The organism is Acuticoccus sediminis (genome assembly GCF_003258595.1).
Classification (GTDB): domain Bacteria; phylum Pseudomonadota; class Alphaproteobacteria; order Rhizobiales; family Amorphaceae; genus Acuticoccus; species Acuticoccus sediminis.
Genome location: NZ_QHHQ01000009.1, coordinates 40636 through 57667 on the forward strand (window position 1 = coordinate 40636; position 17032 = coordinate 57667).

Here is a 17032-nt window from a genome sequence, read left to right on the forward strand (position 1 = left end):
CGGCGGCCCCGGTTTCGACGCGTCCGGCACCGGTCCGGAACGGTCGAGGCGCGGCATGGTGTCCTGACCCTGCGTTTAATGCCCGGCTCGGCTTATGGACGCGCACGCCCTCGCCGGGCGCCTCGCCCGGGGCCGGACGCACGCCACCGAAAGGATGTCGGCGGTCCCGACGACGGTCCTCAGCGATCGGCGGTGTTCGGCCGGCGCCAGCGCCTGTCGATCGCGCTCCCGCCAACCGCCCCGGCCACCCCGTCGCCGGGGTCCCGGCGGCCCTGTTGCCCGGCGCCTCCCGTCGGCCGCGCGTCACATTTCGGTGTTGGCCCTCCGCCGGCGGATCGCAGCCCCACATTGTGACCGGCGCCCGGACCGGCCACTGGCACCGGCGATTGAAGCTGGCATCGGGCGCACGTGTGGTATGCTGTTTCGATTCTGGGCTTCGGTCCTCCCGCTCGGAGATGGGTGTTGGAGTTCAAGTTCGGCGACTTCCTCCTCGATGTGGGCTCCGCACGGCTGCGCCACGCGGGGGAGGACGTCAGCGTCGAACCCCAGGTTCTGGACCTCCTCACCCTGTTCGCCCGCAACCCCGGCGAGGTGATCACCCGCGAGCGCATGCTGGCCGAGCTGTGCCGCGACGGGACGGCCACCGACGCCGCCCTCGCCGCCGCCATCAAGGCCGCTCGGCAGGCGCTCGGTGACGACGCCGGCCGGCAGAGCGTGATCGAGACCGTCCGCGGCCAGGGCTTCCGGCTGCGCCTTCCGGTCGGAGCGGCGGCCGACGAGGCGCCCGCGCCACAGCAGGACGGTCCGTCGATCGCCGTGCTCCCGTTCGCGCGGCTCGGCGAATCCGACCGCTACCCCGGCCTCGAGGAGGCGATCCCGCACGAGGTGCTCGTCGCCCTGTCGCGGCTGCGCTGGCTCCTCGTGATCGCCCGAAACTCGTCGTTCCAGTTCCATGGCGACCGGGACATGCGCGAGATCGGCCGCGCCCTCGGCGTCGGCTACGCCGTCACCGGCATCGTCGAGGTGTTCGGGCCGTCGATCACCATCGGCGCGACGCTCGCCGACTGCGCCACCGGCGGCATCGTCTGGGCAGACCGGTTCAGCGGCCGGATCGACGACCTGATGCAGCTCCGGGCCGAGATCGTCGCCGGCGTCACCGGCGCGATCGACACCGACCTCCCGCTCCACGAGGCCCGCCGCGCCCTGGCGCGCGCGCCGGAGGATCTCGACGCCTGGCAGCTCTTCCACCTCGGCCTCAAGTCGGTGCACCAGTACACCGCCGTCGACAACGCCGCCGCGGAAGCCTACTTCCGCCGCGCGGTCGAACTGCAGCCGACCTTCGCCCGCGCCCACGCCGGCCTCTCCTTCGCGACGTTCCAGAACGCCTTCATGGGCTACGTCTCCGACCGGCGCGGAGCGATCGAGGCGGCGCACCGCCAGGCGGAGACCGGCATCTCCCTCGACCCGATGGACCCCTTCGCCAACTTCGTGCTCGGCCGGAGCCTCTGGCTGCAGAAGGACCTCGACGGAGCGGTGACGTGGCTGGAGCGAGCCGTCTCCATCAATCCCAACTACGCGCAGGGGATCTACACCCGCGCCCTGATCGACACGCTGAGCGGGCGCTCGCTCTTCGGCACGGAGGGCGCCGACCAGGCGATGCGCCTCAGCCCCCTCGACCCGCTCCTCTACGGGATGCGCGGTGTGAAGGCGCTCGCCGGCATCTCCCGCGGCGACTACGTGGCGGCAGCGGACTGGGCCGGCGCCGCCGCGCGCACCCCCCGCGCGCACGTCATCATCGACCTCATCGCCGCCGTCGCGCACCACCTGTCGGACGACCGGCCGAACGCGCTGCACTGGGCGAGCGTCGCCCGCGAGCGCAAACCGGACGTCACCGCCGAGCTCTTCTTCGACGGCCTGCCCATCGCCGACCCGCCGCTCCGGGCACAGGTCGCCGCCAGCCTCGCCGATCTCGGCTTCGGGGCGACGTCCGACGTGGACCGCCCGGCCTCGCCGCGGCCCGCCCTCCCGACCGCGACCGCGAGGATCCCGCCCGCCGGCACCGATCCGGCGCCGAGGGAACGCTTCGCGCTGGAGACGCTTGGCGCCTTCCGGGTCCGCGGCGAGGCGGGGGCCGTCGCGCTGCCCCGCTCGCGCAAGACGCTGGCACTCCTCGCCTACCTCGCCGTGACGGGCAAGCCGCAGCGGCGCGAGCGGCTGTGCGAGATGCTGTGGGAGCGGCCGGACGATCCGCGCGGCGCCCTGCGCTGGAGCCTCTCCAAGATCCGCCGCATCATCGCCGCGGGCCCCGCCGACCTCGTCGCCGAGCGGGACACGATCCACCTCGACACCGGCGCCGTCGACGTCGACTACCGGCGCGTTGCCGGTCTCCATCCCGACGCCGTGCGCGAGATGGCGGACGACCGGATCGAGGAGATCGTCGCGCTCTACCGCGGCGGCTTCCTCGAGGACCTCAGCCTCGGCGACTGCCCCGATTTCGAGGCCTGGCGCATCGCGGTGTCCGACGAGACCGACCTCGTCCTGCGCGCGGCGCTGCGCGAGCTTGTCGCCCGTTTCGCCGAGACCGACCCGGCGCGCGCCCTGCAACACGCCCACGCGCTGCGCCGGCTGGAGCCGGCCGACCGCGCCCTCGGCGCCACCGTCGAGGCCCTGAGAGCCGCCGCCAACCGCGCCTGACGGCACCCGGCGACCGCGTCCGTCGCCCCGCGAGGGCGATCCTCGATGCGCGAATTTTCCACGCTTCGTTCCACGCCCCTCACCACGTTCCGTCTTCGATACGACGGTATGGTCGATCCCGATTGGTCACCGGGCATAAGATCGGGGGTGGCAACATGACTTTAGGGAGGTCAAACCTATGCCGACGGAAATGGGATTGAGGACGACGAGCGGGCGGGGGCGGCTGTTCGACAGCATCCTCGACACCATCGGCGACACGCCGACGATCCGCATCAACAACCTCACCGCCGGTGGCGCGACGCTGTACGTCAAGGCGGAGTTCTTCAACCCGGCGAGCTCGGTGAAGGACCGCCTGGCGATCGCCATCATCGAGGCGGCCGAGAAGAGCGGTGCCCTGAAGCCCGGCCAGACCGTGGTCGAGGCGACCAGCGGCAACACCGGGATCGGCCTCGCCATGGTGTGCGCACAGAAGGGCTACCCGCTCGTCGTCACCATGGCCGACAGCTTCTCGGTGGAGCGGCGCAAGCTGATGCGCATGCTCGGCGCCAAGGTCATCCTCACGCCGCGTGCGGAGAAGGGCTTCGGCATGTACCGCAAGGCCGTCGAGCTCGCCAGGGAGCACGGCTGGTTCCTTGCCCACCAGTTCGAGACCGAGGCGAACGCCGCCATCCACGAGGCGACGACCGGCCGCGAGATCGTCAACGACTTCGCCGGCGGGCGTCTCGACTGGTTCGTTACCGGCTACGGGACCGGCGGCACGGTGACCGGCGTGAGCCGCGTCCTGCGCCGCGAGCGGCCGGAGACGCGCATCGTCCTCTCCGAGCCCGCCAACGCCCAGCTCGTCGGCAGCGGCACCGGTCAGCAGCGCGACGCCGAGCATGCCCCGGCCGTCAGCCACCCGGCGTTCGAGCCGCACCCGATCCAGGGCTGGACCCCCGATTTCATCCCCTACGTCCTGCAGGAGGCGATCGACGGCCACCTCTACGACGAGGTGATGCCGATCGCCGGTCCCGAGGCCATCAAGTGGGCGCGTCTCCTGGCGCAGAAGGAGGGCATCTTCACCGGCATCTCCGGCGGCGCGACCTTCGCCGTGGGGCACAAGATCGCCGAGACCGCGCCGGAGGGCTCGGTGATCCTCTGCATGCTGCCCGACACCGGCGAGCGCTACCTCTCGACGCCGCTCTTCGAAGGCATCGAGGAGGAGATGTCGGAGGAGGAGATCGCCATCTCGCGCTCCACCGCGGGCGCCCAGATGGCCGTCTGACGCCAGCGAACCCGGCGCCCCGCGGGGCGCCCTCCATCCGGGACGCCATCGCGCCCGGATGCCACCAACGGAGCGGACCCATGGACACCGACGCGAAGATCGCCCTTTCCGAGGCGACACTCGACCCGCGCGACTGGTCGCAGGTGCGGGCGCTGTCGCACCGCATCGTCGACGACGCGGTCGATCGCCTCAGCACGGTGCGCGACCGCCCCGTCTGGCGCGAGGTGCCGGGTGCGGTGCGCGAGGCGCTCACCGCGCCGGTGCCGCGCACGCCCACCCCGCTCGCCGAGGTCTATCAGGACGTCCTCGACAACGTGACGGCCTACCCGATGGGCAACACCCATCCTCGCTTCTGGGCCTGGTACATGGGTGCCGGAAACTACACCGGCGCGCTCGGCGAGTTCCTGGCGGCGGTCGACGGCTCCAACCTCGGCGGCGGCAACCACGCCGCCGCGCTGATGGACCGGCAGGTGGTCGACTGGCTGAAGGAGATCGTCGGATTTCCGGCCGGGGCGAGCGGCACGCTTGTGAGCGGCGGATCGATGGCGAACCTCATCGGCCTCGCCGTCGCCCGCAACGCCAAGGCCGGTCCGGACGTGCGCGAGCGCGGCGTCGCCGCCCTCGCCGCGCCGCTCCGCTACTACGGGTCCGACCAGCTCCACGCCTGCCATCGCAAGGCCGTCGAGGTGCTGGGCCTCGGCAACCAGGCCCTGCGGCGCATCCCCACCGACAGGCACCTGCGGATCGACATCGCCGCGCTGCGGGAGGCGATCGCCGAGGACCGCGCCGCCGGCATGGCGCCGGCCTGCATCATCGCCACCGCCGGCACCGTCAACACCGGCGCGATCGACGACCTCGACGCGCTCGCCGACGTCGCCGCCGGGGAAGGCCTCTGGTTCCACGTCGACGGCTGCATCGGCGCGCTCCTCGCCCTGTCGCCGGAGCACCACCACCTCGTTGCCGGCCTCGAGCGGGCCGACTCCGTGGCGCTCGACCCGCACAAGTGGTTGCACGCCCCGTTCGAGGCCGGCTGCGCGCTGATCCGCGACGCCGGCGCCCACCGCGGCACCTTCGCCGTGACGCCGGAGTACCTGCAATCCACCTCCCGCGGGCTCGCCGCGGGCGACTGGCTCTACGAGTTCGGCCTGCAGACCACCCGCGGCTTCCGCGCGCTGAAAATCTGGATGGCACTGCGCGAGCACGGCACGGACGCCTTCGGCCGCCTGATCGACCAGAACATCGCCCAGGCCCGGCACCTCGCCGCGCTGATCGACGAGGAGCCGGCCCTGGAGCGCCTCGCGCCGGTCACCGTCAACATCGTCTGCTTCCGCTACCGGCCGCGCCCGATGGATGCCGACGCCGTGCGCGCGCTCAACACGGAGATCATGCTGCGCCTGCAGGAGGAGGGGATCGCCGCGCTGTCCGACACCACGGTCAACGGCGAACACTGCCTGCGCGTCGCCATCGCCAACCACCGGACCCGCACCGCGGACCTCGACCTCCTCGTCCACGAGATCCTGCGCATCGGCTCGGACCTCACCGGCGGATGACGCCCGGACCGACCGGGCCGGGTCGCCGCGTGACGCGGTCCGGCGCGGGCGCTCATTCCCCCTTCGGCATGACGATGACGCGCGCCGGATCGATGGCGAGGCGGACCGGCTGGCCGGGCTCGGCGGCCTCGCTGCCGGCCACGACGCGCACCTCCGTCTCGCCGAGCGCCACGACGTAGCGCGAGCGCGCGCCGAGGTAGACCTTCGCGCGCACCTCCCCGGCGAGGCCGTCCCCTGCGAACGCGAGGTCCTCCTGCCGCAGCGCCAGCGTCACCGGCCCGCGCGCCGTCTCGTCGGGGGCGAGCGGCACGCGCCCCTGCGCCGCCACGGCGACCGGGCCCGCGCCGCCCACCTCCACCACGGCCTCCAGAAGGTTGGCGCCGCCGAGGAAGGTGGAGGCGTAGGGCGTCGCCGGGCTGCCGTAGATCGCCGTCGGCGTCCCTTGCTGCTCGATCCGCCCCGCGTTCATCAGCACCACGCGGTCCGAGAGGCTGAGCGCCTCCTCCTGGTCGTGGGTCACGAACAGCGTCGTCAGGCCGAGCCGACGGTGCAGCTCGATCAGCTCCACCTGCATGTCCTCGCGCAGCCGTGCGTCGAGGTTCGACAGCGGCTCGTCGAGCAGCAGCACCTTCGGGCGCGAGACGATCGCCCGCGCCAGCGCCACGCGCTGCTGCTGGCCGCCCGAAAGCTCGCGCGGCCGCCGCTCGCCCAGCGCCTCGAGGTGCACCGTGGCGAGCGCCTCGGCTACCCGCTCGGCCTGCTCCGACGGCGCGCCGATGCCCCGCATGCGCAGCGGAAAGCGAACGTTCTCGGTGACCGTCAGGTGCGGCAGCAGCGCGTACGACTGGAACATCATCGCGATGTCCCGCTTCTCCGGCGCGAGGCGCGTCACGTTGCGCCCGGCGATCTCGATCCGCCCGGCCGACACGCGCTCCAGCCCCGCGACGGTGCGCAGCAACGTGGTCTTGCCGCAGCCGGACGGGCCCAGCAGCGAGACGAACTCGCCCGCCTTCAGCGTGAGGTCGATGCCGTGCAGGACCTTCGTCTTGCCGAACGACTTCTCGATACCGGTGAGGATGACGTCTGACATTCTGGATCCTCAGGCGACGCTCTTGATGCCGATGACACGGTCGATCACGACGATCAGTCCGACGGTGATGGCGATCATCACCGTCGACACGGCCGCGACGGACGGGTCAGGGCTGAACTCCAGCCGGCCGTAGATCTGCACCGGCAGCGTGGTGAGGTTCGGGTTGCGCAGGAAGAGCGCCACCACGGCCTCGTCGAAGGAGATGTTGAAGGCGAAGAAGGCGCCCGCCGCGAGCCCCGGCGCCGCCTGCGGCAGCACGATGTGGCGCAGCCGGGCGATGCGTCCCGCCCCCATGGTCGCCGCCGCCTCCTCCAGGAACGGATCGGCGCGGGACAGCACCGCGAGCGTCGTGCGCACCACGTAGGGGAGGGCGATCACGGTGTGGCCGACCCAGAGCGCCAGCAGCGACACCGGCCCGAAGAGCTGGCTCCACAGCATCAGCATGCCGACCGCGTAGATGATCGTCGGCAGCACCAGCGGCGACAGGAAGAGCGCCTCCATGACGCTCGCCCCCGGCAGCTTGCGCCGATGGATCGCGACCGCCGCCATGCCGCCGACGACGACCGTCGACAGGGTGACGAGGACCGCGACGCGCAGACTGAGCCACGCCGCCGACAGGAACGCGTCCGACGTCAGCGCCTCCCCGTACCAGCGCAGCGAGAAGCCGGTCGGCGGAAAGGCGACGAACTGGCTCTCCGACACCGAGACGCCCACCACGACGACGAGCGGGGCGAGCAGGTAGACCGTCGTCAGCACCAGGAAGAGCACGGCGAGGACCCCGAGCCACCACGGGACGCGATTAACCACGGTCACCCCCGCTCGCGACGCGCACGTAGGGAATGAGCACGAGGAACACGCCGACGAACAGGATGACGGCCTGCGCGGCGGCGAACGGCCAGTCGAGCGTCTGCGTCATCGAGCGGTAGATCGACGAGGCGAGCATCTGGATGCGCGCGCCGCCCAGGAGATTCGGCGTCACGAACGAGCTCGCCGACAGGGTGAAGACGAGGAGCGATCCCGCCACGATCCCCGGCATCGCCAGCGGAAGCACGACCGTGCGCAACGTGCCGAGGAACGAGGCGCCCATGGTGCGCGCGGCCTCCTCGAGGCGCGTGTCGATCTTCGTGATGACGCCCAGAATCGAGAGGGTCATGAACGGCAGCAGCACCTGCACCATGCCGATGACGATGGCCGCCTCGGTCTGCATCACCTGATAGTTCCGCCGCCCGAGCCCCAGCTCGCGCACCGCCTCGGAGACGAGGCCGTTGCGCGACAGGAGCACCATCCAGCCGAACGTGCGCACGACGACGCTCGTCATCAGCGGCAGCACGACGATGAGCACCAGCCACAGCCGGAGGCGCGGCCCGACCCGCGCGGCGATGTAGGCGTAGGGAAAGCCTATCGCGACGCAGATCAGCGTGATGAGGAGCGACAGGCGCACCGTGCGCCACAGGACGCCGAGGTGGTACGGATCGCCGAGAAAGCGCGTGAAGTGGGCGAGCGTCGGCCCGGTCTCGCCCTGGACCGAGAGGCCGATCATCTGCGCGATCGGCAGCAGGAAGGCGAAGGCGACGAGCAGGAGCCCCGGCAGGACCAGGGCGCTGTCCTCGAGACGGGTGTTCATCGCGCCGCCGCGTGCGCAGGGGCGACCGCGTCCGCGGCGTCCGCGCCGAGGGTGGCACGCGTCGCCGCGACGACGCGCAAGGCAAGCGCGCCCGGGGCGCGCTCGCGGTGATCGTCAGCGGGCATCTTGCCCATCGCAGGCGCGCCGGTCGTCAACGGGCGATCGTGCGGTTCCACTGGTCGACCCAGGCCGACCGGTTGGCCTCGATCACCGTCGGGTCGAAGCGGATCAGGCCCTTCACCGCCTCCGGCCCGTTCGGGACCTCCTCGGCCGCCTCGCCCGTCAGCTCCACGTTGGCGTTGGTCGGCGTGTAGCGCAGCGCCTCGGCCATGCAGGTCTGCGCCTCGGCCGAGATCGTCATGTCGATGAACTTCGCCGCCAGCTCCTGGTTGGGACGGCCGTGGACGAGGTTCACGGTGATGAAGCTCGCCGGCACGCCTTCCTCGGCGAGCGTGAAGCCCACCGGCAGTCCCGCCTTCTTCAGCGTGTAGGCGTAGTCGGACGCGTAGGCGGCGAGCCAGGCGTCGTTCTGCGCGAACTCCTGCTGGATCTCGGGCGAGGTCGACACGACGAGGCCGCCGTTGTCGAGGATCTCCGACACCGCGTCGAGGCCGGGCTGGATGTTGTCGAGGTCACCGCCCTCGACCTTGTTCAGCATCAGGAAGCCGAGCATGCCGTAGCCGTTGGAGATGTCGGTCAGCACCATGTGCTCGGCGACGTCCGGGTCCTTCAGCGCGGTCCAGCTCGTCGGCTGAATCTCGAGGCCCTCCCGGGAGTAGATGAGGCCGATGGCGGCGATCGAGTAGGCCGGTCCCTGGCCCTCCGCGACGCCCGCCTTGGCGAAGTCGTAGAGCGCTGCGAGGTTCGGCACGGCGGTCTCGGTGATCGGGTCGAGGAGGCCCTCCTTCGCGCCGACGATCTCCTGTCCGCCGGAGAAGTGGATCACGTCGAACTGGGGCGCGGCCGCCTGGGCGCGGAGCTGTGCGAAGGCGTCGGCCGAGTAGGCGGTGACGATGTTGACGGTGGCGCCCGTCTCCTCCTCGAACGGGGAGATGATGCAGCGCTTGTGCGCCTCCTCGTAGGCGCCGCCGAAGGAGTTGATGGTCAGCGTCTGGCTGAGCGCCGGAGCGGCGGTGCCGGCCAGGAGAGCGAGGGCGATAGTCGTACGCTTCATCGGTGGTCTCCGGGGTTAGGCCCTGCGGCCGAGCTCGACGGTCTTGATACCTTCGCGGCGGATCAGGCGGCACTGCTCGGCGATCTCGTCCAGCCCCTCGACCATGCGGCCGAAGTAGGTGCAGGGGATCCACCCGGTCGGGCCGAAGGTGCGGCCGCCGACGCCGTAGAACATGCCGATCTCCCAGAACTCGTCCGGGTCGATCTTGAAGAAATTCTTGGGCTGATAGAACCAGAGCAGCTCACCCGGCTCGGGCAGCACCGTCTGGTTCTCCGGCGGCAGCGCCGTCGGGTCGAAATTGCGCGCCTCCTCCGGCAGACCCATCATGATCTCCGGGCCGGAGAAGATCGCGTGGCTCGCCGGGACCCGGATCGGCGTCTCGAGCGCGTTCCAAATGGCCTCGCACGTCCTGGGAGCGTTCTCCCAGTAGAGCTTGATGCGCCCTTCGACGTTCGCTTCGACGAATTTGAGAGTGAGCTCGCGGTCCATTTGGGGTCCCTGGCATGGTCAACCCCGGAAGATTTCCAAGCGGAGCGGGGGTTGTCCAATCGAATTGCGTGATTTTGCGATAAACTCGATTTATCGCAATCGGCTAAACGAGCGATTATCGATCACAAATTGCGATGACGTCGCCGGTCCTACGCGACCCACATGGAGCGGTCGGGAAGGGCGTCGCAGTAGGCGGCGGCGCTGCGGCGCGCCTCCGCCGTCACCAGCGCCATCAGCGCGGGGTGGGTGACCGACTGGTAGCTCGCGATCACCGGCAGCGGCGGGAAGGGCTTGGCGACGTCGATGGGGATCAGCCGCGCCGAGGCGAGCTCCCGCGCGATCGTCACCACCGGCACCGCCCCGACTCCGAAGCCCGACAGCAGCAGCGCGATGATCGCGAACAGCGAGTTGGTGCTCGTCAGCTTCTCCGCGAGCACCCGCTCGTCCTGGAAGTACGGGGCGATCTGGCGGTAGGGGGGCGTGTCCTTGGGGAACGTGATGATCGGCAGGCGCGCCAGCTCGTCCACCGTGTATGTGCGCCCCGCCTCCACCAGGCCGGGCGCCCCCACCCACACCATCTCCAGCATGCAGGAGTGGAACGAGCGCATGTTGTCGCCGACCGCCGGATCGATCGCGAAGACGATGTCGTAGACCCGGTCCGCCAGCCCCGCGAGGAGCGCGTTGGACCCCTCCACCGACAGCTCGATCCGCAGCGACGGCACCGTCTCGTGCAGCGCGTCGATCATGTGCGGCATGAACGTCGCGGCGACGGTGTCGATGGCGCCGATCTTGACGACGCGCGGCCCCACGCTGGTCCCGGCGAGGTCGCTCTCGAGGTCCTCCAGCGTCTGCAGCATCGTTTCGAAGGCGACGAGCGCGCGCTCGCCCTCCCGGGTCAGCGCGAACGTGCGCCCGCGCTCCAGCAGGCGGCTGCCGAACTCCTTCTCCAGCGCCGCGATCCGGGCGGAAACGGCCGGCTGGCTGGTGTTCAGGAGTTCGGCTGTGCGGCCGAAATGGCGCGTGCGGACCAGAACGACGAAGGTGCGGATATCGATCATGCGCATGGCGCCGATCCTAAGGCCGCCGGGCGCGCCGCGAAACGCCGAATGGGACATCAGTAGAGGTCGAAGTACTCCTGCTGCTCCCACTCCGAGAGGGCGGCGACGTAGCGGTCCCACTCCGCGCGCTTGAGGCGGGAGAGGTAGGCCGTGAACGACGGCCCGAGGGTCCCGGAGAAGAGGCGGCCGCCCTCGAACGCGACGATCGCGTCGAGGAGGCTCGTCGGCAGCTTGGGCGCGTTCGTCCCGTAGGGGTTCTCCGCCGGAGGCGGGGCGACGAGGCCGCGCTCGATCCCGTCGAGCCCGGCCAGGATCTGCGAGGCGATGACGAAGTGCGGGTTCGCCGCCGGCTCCGGCACGCGGTTCTCGATGCGGCTCGCCGGATCGCCGGGGCGCATCAACCCGCGGATCATCGCTCCCTTGTTGTCGACCGCCCACTGCACCCGGTCGGGCGCGAGCTGGAACGCCTGGTAGCGCTTGTAACCGTTCACCGAGGGCGTGGTGACGAGGCAGCACTCGGCGGCATGCTCGAGGAGCCCCGCGATCCATCCGCTCGCCGTCGGCGACAGCACCCCGTCCTCCTTCGGGACGAAGCGGTTCTCGCCGGTCTCGGCGTCGACGACGGACTGGTGCAGGTGCCAGCCGCTCGCCGCGCCGTTGGCGATCTTCGGGCGGCACATGAAGGTCGCGTGGAGGCCCATCCGCCGGCACACCTGCTTGGCCATGGCGCGAAAAAGGACCATGCCGTCCGCGTGCTCCATCGGCCCCGCCGGGTCGAACGTGAACTCCACCTGGCTCGGGCCGAACTCCGGCTCCATGGTGCGCAGCGGCAGGCCGAGCCCTTCGCACGCCCGCCGCAGCGCGTCCATCACTTCCTCCAGAGCGTCGTAGTGCGCATCGGACAGGAGGCTGTAGGCGCGGGTCAGCGCGCTCGTCGCGTACGGCGCGGGCGGCATCCCGGTGTCGACGTGCGCGGCGCGCGCGTCCTCGATCCTGAGGACGTGGAACTCCACCTCGAGGCCCGTCACCATCCGCAGGCCCGCCCCCGCCAGCCGGTCGATCGCCGAGCGCAGGACGGCGCGCGAGGAGAACGGGATCGCCCGCCCGTCCTTGGTGACGACGTCGCACATCATCCACCCGGAGGTCGGCGACCACGGCAGGGTGCGGAAGGTGGCCGGGTCGGGCGCCAGCAGGACGTCCGACGCGCCCGTCAGCTCGCCGGCGCCGAAGCCCGCGTCCGCCTCCCACACCGGAAATACTGTGCGCTGCGACGTGTCCTTCAGGATGATCGTCGACGGCATGCCGACGCCGTCGCGGAAGGCCGAGGGGAGGGCGCGCGCGACGACCGTCTTGCCGCGCAGGATGCCGTGCGGGTCGGGGAAGACGAGGCGGACGGTCTCCAGCCCCTCCGCCCCGACGCGGGCGATCACCTCGGTGGCGGTGTCCTGCGCCGCCTCGTCGAGGTGCCCGGTCCGCGCGAGAAGCCCCGCGGCGAGAGACTGGCGGATGGCTGTCGCCATGGGGTCAACTCCAGGAAGATTACGCCCGCGCGGCGCCGCAGCGCACGCGGGGTGCGTGGCCGCTCGGGCTCTGCGGGCCGGACCGGCGCGGGGGCCGGGACACGGGGACGAGCGTACGAAGGGACGAAAGGACGGCGGGCGGACGGATCCGCGCGCCGCGGTGGCTCAAAGCGAGGCGTCCCACGCGCAGGCGGCGCGCCGCTTCGCGTCGCTCTCGCGCCAGACGTCGGTCCACGCATCGCCCGGCGCGATGGCGTCGATGGCGATCGGGCCGCGGATCGAGGCGGTGTCGCCGTTGGTCATCGGCAGGCCCTCGGCCGAACCCTCCGCGACCTTCTCGATCGCGGCGCGCAGCATGCGGCGGTAGCGGATGATGGCGACGTCGGTGCGGCCGAGGTGCTCGTCCGTGCGGTCCTGGATCGGCCCCATCGACTCCACCGCCCACTGGTCGTGCACGTTGATGTCGAGGCCCATGCCCGTGTAGGTCATGGTGCGCTGCTCGGAGGGGTCGAAGCCGTAGTTGTTGCGCTTGTTCTTCAGCGGCGCGAAGTCCGGAAGGCGGTGTTCCTTGACCCGCTGCTCCCACATGACCTCTTTGTTCACCGGGGCGCCGTAGCTCGTGAACATCGAGTACCAGTAGCAGTTCTCGTCGTCGATCGGCACGTGCCACTGGGTGATCGTCATCTCGTTCGACATCGGGATGACGATGGCCTCGGGGAACACCTGGTTGGTGACGCGCACGTGGGTGCGCCCGTCGTCCAGGTGCCGCAGCGAGATGAGGCGCAGGCCGAAGTCCGTCTCCTCGACGTTGATCTCCGGGCGCGGATAGTCGCGCAGGAGCTTCGTCATCGGGATCTCGGTGTTGGCGGCGCGGTCGCGGAACTGCTTGCCGTAGCCCTCCGACGGGTCCTCGTCCTGCAGGAATCGGTGCAGGAAGGAGGCGTGCGCCGGATCGATGCCGACCTCCATCGCCTGCAGCCAGTTGCACTCCCAGAGCCCCTTGAAGGCGAAGACGTGGGTGTCCGGAGCGGTGAAGCAGTCGAACGCCGGGAATTCCGGCGGCTCGCCGGGCCCCATGTAGGCGAAGATGATGCCGTTCTTCTCCACCACCGGGTAGTTCCTGGCCCTGATGTTCTCGTGCATCCGGCTGCCTTCCGGCTCGCCGGGCTGCTCGACGCACTGGCCGGAGCGGTCGAAGTGCCAGCCGTGGAACGGGCAGCGCAGGCCGTTGTCTTCGAGGCGCCCGAAGCACAGGTCCGCGCCGCGGTGCGGGCAGTGCCGGCCGATCAGCCCCAGCTCGCCGTCCTCGTTGCGGAAGAGGACGAGCCGCTCGCCCAGCAGCGTGACGGGGACCACCGGCCGCTCGAGGTCGAGCTCGACCGCGAGTGCGGCCGGCTGCCAGTAGCGCCGCAGCACGGCGCCGGCCTTCGAGCCGGGGCCGACGCGGGAAATGGTGTCGTTGAGTTCCTGACTCAGCATGACGGGGGATCCTCCCGGAAGGTTCTCGCGGTTCGGCCGGGGCCGCCGCGCTGTTCGTGGACGACGGGGCGGAGGGCCGCGCCGGTCGGCGCCGCGGGGGTCACATCCGCCCCGGCAGGAAGAGGGTGATCGCCGGGAAGGCGATCAGGATCGCGAGGCGCACGAGGTCGCTGACGACGAACGGGAGGACGCCGACCATCACCGTGCGCAGCGGGATCGTCTCGGCGACGCTCTTCACCATGAAGAGGTTCATCCCCATCGGCGGCGTGATCAGCCCCAGCTCCACCGTGACGACGGCGATGATGCCGAACCACACCGGGTCGAAGCCCGCGTCCATGACGATCGGAAAGAAGATCGGCACCGTCAGCAGGATCATCGCCAGGCTCTCCATGAAGCAGCCCATGACGATGTAGAAGACGAGGATGATCGCCAGCACCTGCCAGTGGGCGAGGTCCTGGGTGCGTACGAAGTCGGTGATCGCCATCGGGATCTGCGAGATCGAGAGGACGAAGCCGAACACCTCCGCGCCGATGAGGATCATGAAGATCGTCGCCGTGACCGACACGGTGTTGCGCAGCGCCGCCACCATCCGGTGCGCCGGGACGCCCGTGGCGAGGGCGTAGAGGAAGGCGAGTGCCGCGCCGACGCCGCCGGCCTCAGTGGGCGTGAAGGCGCCGCCGTAGAGCCCGCCCATCACCAGCGCGAAGAGCCCCACCGCCGGCGCGAACAGGCGGATCGCCTGGCCGATGGAGAGCTCCTCGGCGATGTCCGGCACCGCCGTCCCGCGCCAGCGCCGCGCCACCACCGCCACCGTCGCCATGTAGAGGACGTAGGCGAGGACGCCCGGCAGGATCCCGGCGAGGAACATCTCGCCGACCGACTGCTCGGTGATCAGCGCGTAGAGCAGCAGCGCGATGGACGGCGGGATCATGATGCCCAGCGTGCCGCCGGCGGCGAGCGATCCCGTCGCCAGCCGCGGGTCGTAGCCGCGCGCCACCATCTCCGGATAGGCGACCCGCGTCATCGTCGAGGCGGTGGCGAGCGAGGAGCCCGACACGGTGGAGAACAGCGCGCTCGCCGTGACGCCGGCCGCCGCGAGCCCGCCGTTCCACCGACCCGTCAGCCGCTCCGAACCGCGGAACAGCGAACGCGCCATCCCGGATTCGGAGATGAAGTTGCCCATCAGCAGGAACAGCGGGACCAGCGTGAACGAGTAGTTGGACGCGGTCTCGAACACGGACGTCTGCAACATGCCGAGCGCCGGGGTGAGGCCCGTCAGCGTATAAAAGGCGACGCCGCCGGTGACGATCATCGCCAGCCCGATCGGGCAGCCCAGCAGCACCAGCACGAAGAGCGCGCCGATGGTGACGAGGCCGATCACTTCACGCTCCATCAGGCGTCCTCCCGGTGCGGCACCGGCACCACCACGCGGATCGTCGCAACGAAGGCGAAGAGGGCGAGCTGCGCCGCGCCGAGCCCGTAGATGGCCGCGAGCGGCAGCCGCAGGTCCTGACTGACGTAGGACCGCTCGTACGCGGTGATCGCCTCACTCACGAAGAGCCGCGCGACGAGCACGGCGAAGAGCGCGAGGAGCACCGACCACAGCCGGTCCAGCACGCTCTGCACCGGCGCGGGCAGGTGTTCGACGAGGATGTCGACGCGCACGAAGCCGGAGCCGAGCGAGACCGGCAGCGCGGCCAGCACCAGGACGAGGAGCAGGTAGCTCGACGACTCGATGTTGCCGCGCACCATGAGGTTGAGGGAGCCGCCCGAAAGGTCGAAGACGAGCCGGGTGGCGACGCTGACGGCGACCAGCGCGAGGAGGGCGGCGAGCGTCACCATCGAGAGGAGCGAGCCGAGCCTGGTGAGCCCGGCGGCGAGGCTGTCGATGCGCTGGCTGAGGCGCGAGGGGGCGGCCATCGGAAGCGGTCGGCGCGGCTCAGCCGAGCTCCGCCTCGCACGACGCGACGTATTCCTTCACCTTCTCGTACGTCTCGCGGCCGGGAAGGCCCTTCGACTCCAGCTCCTCGAGGTAGATCTCGGTGGCGCGGTCGGCGGCGGCCTGCCACTCGGGCAGCTCCTCGTCGGAGATCTTCAGCACCTCGGAGCTCTCCTCGATCTCGGCGAGCGCCTCCGCGTCGGCCTTGTCGTAGCCGCGGCCGGCGACCAGCGACCACTTCATGCCCGAGTTGGCGTCCACCGCCGCCTTCGCCGCCGGCGACAGGCTCTCATACTTGTCCTTGTTCATCGTCGTGACGAAGGCGAGGGCGTAGAAGCCGAAGTCGGTGTGGTACTTGCTGAGTTCGGCGAGGCGGAAGCTCGTCGTCGATTCCCATGTGATCATGTAGCCGTCGATCACGCCGCGCTGCAGGCTCTCGTAGATCTGCGGCGCCGGCAGGCCCACCGGCTCCGCGCCCAGTTCGGACAGGAGCGTGCCGATGACGGCCGTCGGCCGGCGCAGCTTCAGCCCCTGAAGGTCGGCGATCTTGCTGACCGGCGTGTCCCGGGTGTGCAGCTGGCCGGGGCCGTGGGTGTGCACGAAGAGGACGTGCGTGTCCTCGTACTCGGCGTCGAGCGCGCCGGAATCGTAGAGCTTCTGGAACGCGCAGGAGCCGACTTCCGCGGTGTCGAACAGGCCCGGAAGCTCGATGATCTGGCTGAGCGGGAAGCGCCCGGCGGTGTAGCCCTGGACCGTCCAGGCGATGTCGGCGACACCCATGCGCGCGTTGTCGTAGCCGGCCGGCGCCTTGCCGAGCGTCTGCGCCGGATAGACCGTCACGCCGAGCTCGCCGCCCGATTCCTCGGCGACCGCGTCGGCCCACGCCTGGAACATCTCGTCCTGCTGCCAGCTCGTCGCCGGCATGAAGTGTGCGTAGCTGAGGTTCTCAGCGGCGGACGCGGTGACGGGGGCGAGGGCGCACCCGGCGATCGCGGCAAGGGTGAATAGGCGCATGTTCGATCTCCGGTCTGCCCGACGGCCCGTTGTGGGCGCCGTCCCGTTCCAGCAAAATGGTCGGATACCGACCGAAAGTTACGATATCGCACACTTGGGGGCTGTCAACGCGGAGTTTTAAGTGGAATAGATCGAAT

At 70.5% G+C, this 17032-nt stretch carries 14 protein-coding genes; 3 read left to right on the forward strand and 11 right to left on the reverse strand.

Going from position 1 to position 17032, the window contains the following annotated elements; translation table 11 throughout:
• Positions 1 to 462: 462 nt before the first annotated feature.
• From DLJ53_RS29110 to DLJ53_RS29120, 3 genes are all read left to right on the forward strand, one after another.
• Positions 463 to 2694, forward strand: a complete 2232-nt coding sequence (locus DLJ53_RS29110; RefSeq protein ID WP_162409665.1) for a winged helix-turn-helix domain-containing protein — start codon at positions 463 to 465, stop codon at positions 2692 to 2694.
• 190 nt (positions 2695 to 2884) lie between these two features.
• Positions 2885 to 3958, forward strand: coding sequence for a PLP-dependent cysteine synthase family protein (locus DLJ53_RS29115; RefSeq protein ID WP_202913436.1), 1074 nt, complete (start codon positions 2885 to 2887; stop codon positions 3956 to 3958).
• Positions 3959 to 4038: 80 nt separating this feature from the next.
• A complete protein-coding gene (locus DLJ53_RS29120) occupies positions 4039 to 5508 on the forward strand; it encodes a pyridoxal phosphate-dependent decarboxylase family protein (protein WP_111351758.1) in 1470 nt (489 codons plus the stop codon).
• A 52-nt stretch (positions 5509 to 5560) separates the two neighbouring features.
• Here DLJ53_RS29120 and DLJ53_RS29125 read toward each other — a convergent pair whose 3' ends face one another.
• The 11 genes from DLJ53_RS29125 to DLJ53_RS29175 all read right to left on the reverse strand — a co-directional run bounded on the left by DLJ53_RS29125 (position 5561) and on the right by DLJ53_RS29175 (position 16895).
• A complete protein-coding gene (locus DLJ53_RS29125; protein ID WP_111351759.1) occupies positions 5561 to 6598 on the reverse strand; it encodes an ABC transporter ATP-binding protein in 1038 nt (345 codons plus the stop codon).
• 9 nt (positions 6599 to 6607) lie between these two features.
• Positions 6608 to 7405: an ABC transporter permease gene (locus DLJ53_RS29130; protein ID WP_111352027.1), complete on the reverse strand. Its 798-nt coding sequence runs from the start codon at positions 7403 to 7405 to the stop codon at positions 6608 to 6610.
• Positions 7398 to 8222 carry an ABC transporter permease gene (locus tag DLJ53_RS29135; protein ID WP_111351760.1) on the reverse strand — a complete coding sequence of 275 codons (825 nt, stop codon included), beginning with the start codon at positions 8220 to 8222 and terminating at the stop codon, positions 7398 to 7400. The genes DLJ53_RS29130 and DLJ53_RS29135 overlap by 8 nt, the downstream gene beginning before the upstream one ends.
• Positions 8223 to 8373: 151 nt before the next feature.
• On the reverse strand, positions 8374 to 9396 hold the full coding sequence (locus DLJ53_RS29140; RefSeq protein WP_111351761.1) for an ABC transporter substrate-binding protein: 1023 nt from the start codon (positions 9394 to 9396) through the stop codon (positions 8374 to 8376).
• A 15-nt stretch (positions 9397 to 9411) separates the two neighbouring features.
• Positions 9412 to 9885 (reverse strand): DUF3830 family protein, encoded by a 474-nt coding sequence (locus tag DLJ53_RS29145; protein WP_111351762.1) that lies wholly within the window; start codon positions 9883 to 9885, stop codon positions 9412 to 9414.
• 149 nt (positions 9886 to 10034) lie between these two features.
• Positions 10035 to 10949 carry a LysR family transcriptional regulator gene (locus DLJ53_RS29150; RefSeq protein ID WP_111352028.1) on the reverse strand — a complete coding sequence of 305 codons (915 nt, stop codon included), beginning with the start codon at positions 10947 to 10949 and terminating at the stop codon, positions 10035 to 10037.
• A 50-nt stretch (positions 10950 to 10999) separates the two neighbouring features.
• On the reverse strand, positions 11000 to 12463 hold the full coding sequence (locus DLJ53_RS29155; RefSeq protein ID WP_202913418.1) for a glutamine synthetase family protein: 1464 nt from the start codon (positions 12461 to 12463) through the stop codon (positions 11000 to 11002).
• Positions 12464 to 12628: 165 nt separating this feature from the next.
• The gene (locus tag DLJ53_RS29160; RefSeq protein WP_111351763.1) at positions 12629 to 13942 is read right to left on the reverse strand and encodes an aromatic ring-hydroxylating dioxygenase subunit alpha; all 1314 of its coding nucleotides are present in this window, start codon (positions 13940 to 13942) and stop codon (positions 12629 to 12631) included.
• Between the two features lie 100 nt (positions 13943 to 14042).
• Positions 14043 to 15335, reverse strand: coding sequence for a TRAP transporter large permease (locus tag DLJ53_RS29165; RefSeq protein ID WP_111351764.1), 1293 nt, complete (start codon positions 15333 to 15335; stop codon positions 14043 to 14045).
• Positions 15335 to 15862 (reverse strand): TRAP transporter small permease subunit, encoded by a 528-nt coding sequence (locus DLJ53_RS29170; RefSeq protein ID WP_111351765.1) that lies wholly within the window; start codon positions 15860 to 15862, stop codon positions 15335 to 15337. Before DLJ53_RS29170 ends, DLJ53_RS29165 begins: the two co-directional genes overlap by 1 nt.
• A 19-nt stretch (positions 15863 to 15881) precedes the next feature.
• Positions 15882 to 16895, reverse strand: coding sequence for a TRAP transporter substrate-binding protein (locus DLJ53_RS29175; protein WP_111351766.1), 1014 nt, complete (start codon positions 16893 to 16895; stop codon positions 15882 to 15884).
• Between the last annotated feature and the right edge of the window lie 137 nt (positions 16896 to 17032).